3 protein-coding genes and 1 pseudogene are annotated in these 5,638 nt (G+C 69.5%); all 4 read right to left on the reverse strand.

Annotation, left to right across the window (positions count from 1 at the left end; translation table 11 throughout):
* Positions 1-75 precede the first annotated feature (75 nt).
* The gene (locus HMPREF3099_RS10910) at positions 76-1,833 is read right to left on the reverse strand and encodes an ATP-binding protein (RefSeq protein WP_070706054.1); all 1,758 of its coding nucleotides are present in this window, start codon (positions 1,831-1,833) and stop codon (positions 76-78) included.
* Between the two features lie 95 nt (positions 1,834-1,928).
* The gene (locus HMPREF3099_RS10915; protein ID WP_070706056.1) at positions 1,929-5,114 is read right to left on the reverse strand and encodes a DEAD/DEAH box helicase; all 3,186 of its coding nucleotides are present in this window, start codon (positions 5,112-5,114) and stop codon (positions 1,929-1,931) included.
* Positions 5,115-5,191: 77 nt separating this feature from the next.
* On the reverse strand, positions 5,192-5,350 hold the full coding sequence (locus tag HMPREF3099_RS13165) for a hypothetical protein (protein WP_168168525.1): 159 nt from the start codon (positions 5,348-5,350) through the stop codon (positions 5,192-5,194).
* Positions 5,351-5,457: 107 nt separating this feature from the next.
* Positions 5,458-5,638: pseudogene (locus tag HMPREF3099_RS13170) on the reverse strand (hypothetical protein); the annotation flags it as partial.

Below are 5,638 nucleotides of genomic sequence, written 5' to 3' on the forward strand. Positions count from 1 at the left end.
GTCCTCGGTGCCGCGGAGCAGGGAGTTGGCGGTCTTGGTGAGGGTCTCCATGGGGGGGCATGGTAGGTGGCGGAGTCAGGCGTGGGAGTCCTCGCGAGGTGGAGCGGGCAGGTAGTGGAAGCCCGCACCTCGGCGGTTGGCCCGGCTCGGCAGGAGTTCACCCTGTTCCTCGAGGTCACGGAGGACCCGCCCAGCAGTCTGGCTGGCGATCCCGGTCATCTCGCCCAACTCGGAGCTGCTGATCCGGCCACGGCTCCGGGCGAAGTCGAGTGCCAGCGTGGGGCGCGTCGATCGTTCGACGGGGTAGGCACTTCGGCTGTCCGCGTGCGCCAAGGCGCGGAGTGCCCCCTTGCTCAGCGTCATTGCCGGCGTCCCACCCGCGGGGGTGCTGCTCAGCATCGTGGTCACGGCATCGCCGCCCATGGTGAGCTCGGCGACGCGCTGCAACAGCGGGATCGTCTCCCCTGGAGGCCGTTGCACGTAGGGGGCGAGTCGCAGGTGATCAGTCCACCCTCGCGTCACGAGTTGCCGGAGGGTCATCAGGGTGTCGAGATCCAGGACCGCCCATGACTGGTCCATCAGGTGGAGCCACTCCAACCACCCCTGGTCACTGACGTTCGCGACAAGCCGCGTGCGCACCGCGCCCGTGGCGAGCTCCTGGAGGCTGGGTTCGGGGTGGCCGTGGGACAGCATGTCCTGGTACATGCGGTCGATGCCGATGCCCTCCCTCTCTGCCACTCGGATGGCGGCCAGAAGTTCGGTGAGTGCTGTGTTGCGGGAGGTCGACGGCTGGTGGATGACGTTGTCGGGTGTGATGCCGGGCATGAATCCACCCGGACTGGTCACCTGGAGCGTGGCTCCGACGTGCTCGATCGTGGTGGGTTGCTGGATGGCCCAGTCGCGATGGGCGACACCGTTGATGATGGCCTCACGGAGGGGCCGCTCGGGGATCTCGCGCACCTGGCCGACAGCGGGGCCGTCACCCGTGTGCCTCAGGGGATTGAACGAGCGGCAGGTGCGGAGGACCTCCTGGAGCTCTTCCGCGAGGGACAGGCCCGTGCGGTGGAGGCGCTCGCGGCTGTCTCCACCCGCGTGGTCCCGGCGGATGTAGTCGAGCATGTTGTGCTCCGGGCCCCAGCCCACGAACAGGAGGGCTGCGGCGTTCGTGAGGAATCCGTCCACGTCCACGGCGTTGAGGCGGCGGAGGAGGTCCTCGTCGGGCAGCTGAGCCAGGTCTCTGGCGGCGGTCTCGCGCGTGTCCTCCAGGAAGGTGCGAACCGCTGCCATTCCGCTGGGGCGAACACGAGACGTGGGCAGCTGGCTCGATCGCGCGGACCAGTCCACTCGTCGCGCGTGGTCCATGCGCGCACGCCATGTGCTGGCGTCCACCTCGTGGCACCCGTCGTCGATGCGCCACTGGATTCGTCCCTTGACTTTGACGGGTTCCACCGCCTCCGGGACCAGGAGCACCAGGAGACGGTGCTCGTGGACGAAGACCTCGCGCACGTCACAGGTGACTCGACTCTGCAGCTGGGTGTAGATCTCGCGGCGGAGCCACTCGGCGTGGGCCGTCGTGCCCTCAAGGGTGTTGTCGTCCCCGACTCCGAGGACCAGGGCCCCTCCGCCGGGTGTGTTGGCCATGCAGGCGACCTCTGGGGCCAGCTGGCGTACCAGCGCAGGATCACGCGCTGGGTCGGGCACGGGGGCGCCGTGACGGGTGGTGGCCGACTTCAGATCAAGGTGGCGGCTCTCCGAGGCCGGACGCCCAGCCCGGAGCTCTGCGATCGCCTGGGTCACGGCCTTCTCGGCGGGTGTGGGGTTGAAAAGTGTCATGGGAGCGACCTCGACTCAGGCGTGCTACTTTTCCTGCGCAAAAAGTAGCAGCCCCAGGCTGGGATGTGCAGGTCTGCACTTTGCGCCAGCGGTCGTCAGATCCGTCCTGCCCGGTACAGCCGCAGCAGCCCCTCCTGGGCTTGGGGTCCGTACAGGATGACGTCGTAGGGCGAGCCGTCTCTCCCGGTCCGCGGCTCGGTGGTGACACCGACCATCTCCCCGGCCGCCGTGACGGTCCAGGCCCCCGGCTCGCCGGCGAGGATGCCCGCCGTGTGCAGCCGCAGGTTGAAGGCTGCCGCTGTGAGGCCGCTGTCTTCCGGAAGGAGGTGGCCGGAGGACGCCCACTGCTTGAGCAGGCCTGACACGGGAAGCGCCTCGCCCCGGTCCTCGGCCTCGCCCCCAGGTGCTGTCGGGGACGTTGAACCGGGCTCTGGCGCGGGGTTGGCCTCCCGCAGGGTGGCAAAGGTCATCCGGGTGGAGCCGCCCGTGGAGGTGGTCACCGGCTCAGAGACCTTTTCGCGGATCGGCAGGTCGGCAGGCTGGGCCACGGTGTAGGTCGGCGTCGGTGCCGGGGTGGGAACCAGCGGCTGCGGCTCCGCCGGGGGCTCGGGCTCTTCCCCGATGTCGAGCGTGGTCCGCGTGGCGTACTGGGAGATCAGGCTGAAGGCCGGACCGTTGTTCCACCGCCGTTCGGCGCCGAAGACGACCAGCAGGTCCTTGGCGCGGGACACGGCGACGTTGAGCAGCTCAGGGTTGCCGTCGATGAAGCTGGCCGTCCCCTCGCTCTGCCCGTAGACCGCAGAGAAGAGGATCACCGGCCGCTCGGCCCCCTGCAGCCGGTGGGCCGTGCCCACGGTCAGAGCCTCTGGCAGGCCGGACGGGATGTGTGATCCGACCGGCAGCGACTGTGTCGCCTGGCGCAGAGCAGTTCTCACGGCGCGCGCCTGGGCGCTGAACGGCGTCACCACGCCGATGATCTCCTCCGGCTTGGGCCGCTTGTTGGGGTCCTCCTGGCGGTCGATGTAGACCTCGTGCAAGGCGTCGAAGTTGTCCACCACCCAGCGAGCGATGGCTCCAGCCTCGGCCACGTTCTTGCGGCTCGTCCCCTCCCGCTTGTCGCTTGAGTCAGGCACCTCCCGGAACTGGAAGGGCTCGGCCACCCCGTGCAAGGGCGACTGCTCCTCCTTGCGCCGTGGGTTGAGCAACCCGTCGTAGAGCAGCTCGTTGCACAACCCGATGATCCGTGGGTGGCACCGGAAGTGCTCGGCGAGGAACAGGCCCGGCTGCGGTGCGGAGACCTCGCCGTACACCCACCGTGAGGCGTTGCTCGCGGCTGCCATGAGGCTGGATGGTTGGGAACAGGTCAGGCCACGTGGCTTCAGCAGGCGGTCCCAGTCCTCGGCCGAGACGCCGGTGCTGCCGGCCACCTCTTGGTCGGTCACGTCGTCCAGGGACCACACGGGTGCCAACTGCTTGGTGTCACCCACCACCAGGGCGCGCTTGGCCAGTGCGAAGGGTGGGAGGCCCACGGGGGTGTCCACCTGCCCGGCCTCGTCCACGATCAGCAGGTCGATGCGCCCGATGTCGAACGGTCGCGGTTCACCCGTCTTGGCATAGAGCGCGAAGTACTTGGGCACCTGGTAGGCCGTCATCACGAAGCACGGGGTGAGCGCCGGTGCCTGGGACCAGTAGGTGTCCATGGTGCGCCGGGTGTTCTTCCACCGCTCGTCCGAGGACAGGAACTCCGCCTCCAACCAGTACGCCTCGTAGTAGTGCACGGCCAGCCAGAAGGCGGCGTACCGCAGGGTTCGATCGAGTTCCGCGTCGAGGGACTCCAGGTCCCGGCACATGGGTAGCTCGGTGAGGTGCTCGAGGCCGGACAGCAGCGGGTTCGTCAGGACGCGTTGGCAGAGGTCGGCGTAACGGGTGCCGGGGCCCTCGGTGGCTATGGTGGCCAGGAGCCGCCGGCGCGTCTCGTCCACCTCGCAGAGCGCCTCGTGGAGGAGCGTCCGCAGCCCGGCAACGTCGGAGGCGCTGCCGAAGTACGCGAACGCCTTGGTCACGAATCGATCGCGTGCAGCCTCGAGGTACGCCTCATCGCTGTGGTCGGCGTAGACACCGGCGCGGCGGTCGTCCTCTACCAGGTACTTGCGGGCTGCCTCGTTCCACTTGGCCTTGGACGGACAGTAGACGGCCAGTGACGTCATCGGGGTGTCACCGGCTGCACCGTCCTGGGCCTGGGGCAGCCACCGGTGGTCGAGCGGGCCGGGCTCCTCCTTGGTCACCGAGGCGAAGGCGTCGATGATGTTGGTGACGGCCTGGTTGTTGGTGGACGTGCCCACGATGAGGGGCGGCGGCTCCCCGTCGATTGCTCGTTGGGTGAGGGTCGAGGCCACCACGGCCTGCAGCATGGTGGTCTTGCCCGTGCCGGGTGGTCCGCTGACGGCTGTGACGTCGCCGTCGCCGTCGGTGAGAAAGCCGTGGACGGCGCGTCGTTGCGAGGGGGTGAGGGGGAACCCGTCACTCATGGATCCGCAGGCCGCGAGTGCGCGCGTGAGGAGGCCGTCCCCCACGTGGATGTCGCGTTCGTGGTGCTTGTCCGGGGCGCCCAGGACGAGGCGGGAGGCCAGGCCGCGCTCCCCGGTGCGCTGCATGTGGTCGTAGAGCTCCAACAGGGAACGGGCGGCGTTGATGCGCTCGAACTCCATGACGTAGCAGGTGTCTGCCTCCAGCATCGTCCGGCTGGTGGAGCGGCGGGTGGCGAACTCCTGGGGCGCGAGGCCCGTGACCTCCTTGGTCAACGCATCGGCGAGGTCCACGGCATCGCCAAAGGTCTCCACCTGCGAGACCTCGGCACTCAACGGCCCGTGGAAGGCCGACCAGAAGGCCTCCTGGTCCCCCAGCATCACCTCGCGGCCCGTCACCTGGGGTGAGTTCAGCCGTTCGGCGGGGATCCACGGTGAGCTACCCGTCTCCACCACGGGGTCGAGGGTGCCGTCGGGGCGGAGGGAGGCGGCCAGGAGCACGAGGCCGGAGTGCTTGCCGCCTCCGATCTGCAGCGACAGGAGCGAGACGACCACGGGGATCGGGGCCTTGGTCTTCTTGCGGGAGAACAGCTTGTCGGTCTTTTCCTGCGGCAGGCAGCCCAAACGCAGGTCGGCTCGGGGAACGGCCACGAACCTGTCGTCGCCGAAGGTCACCTCATCGAGTTGGCCTCGCTGCAGGACCCGTGCGAAGTACTCGATGACGGCGGCGTCGGTCACGCCGTGCTGGCTGGTCATGCCCGGTTCTCCTGACGGCGGTGGCGGTCTTACCGGCCACCGTAGGCGACGGGGCCGACAACCTCCCTCGTGGCGCGTCAGGCCGGGCCGGTACCGCTGGTGATGACGTGGTGGGACATCGCGCCGCCGGCGGCCACGAGGGCGCAGAAGCCGGGCGGGATGGGCAGGCAGCAGCCGCCGACCACCACGCGGGAGCCGCCCTTGGTCTGCCACGAGCGGTGGGGGAACGGGAACATGCCGCCGCCGGAGCGGGCTCTGGGGGGTGCTGGCTCATGGGTTCCAGCGTGGCCGGCGGGGTGGGGTGGCAAGCGGGGCGGCCGTCCAGGCGCAGAGGCATCAGTGGCTACCCCGGCCGGGCGTCACCGCCCCCCGCCACCACGTCCTCCCACGCGCTCGCCGCCAGTCCTTCCTCTGTAGTGAGCGTCCCGGGCCGCAGGTGGGACGGCTGCGTCCAGAGGTAGCGCATGCGGTGCAGCTCGCGCATGGTCGCGTCGGCCAGGCCCGCCACGGCCAGCGGCCACGTG

Source organism: Kytococcus sp. HMSC28H12 (genome assembly GCF_001816045.1).
Classification (GTDB): domain Bacteria; phylum Actinomycetota; class Actinomycetes; order Actinomycetales; family Dermatophilaceae; genus Kytococcus; species Kytococcus schroeteri.

Coding starts and splice junctions, on each gene's coding strand:
- HMPREF3099_RS10910 (WP_070706054.1), bottom strand. CDS start 1,833: ATGACACTTTTCAACCCCACACCCGCCGAGAAGGCCGTGACCCAGGCG.
- HMPREF3099_RS10915 (WP_070706056.1), bottom strand. CDS start 5,114: ATGACCAGCCAGCACGGCGTGACCGACGCCGCCGTCATCGAGTACTTC.
- HMPREF3099_RS13165 (WP_168168525.1), bottom strand. CDS start 5,350: ATGTTCCCGTTCCCCCACCGCTCGTGGCAGACCAAGGGCGGCTCCCGC.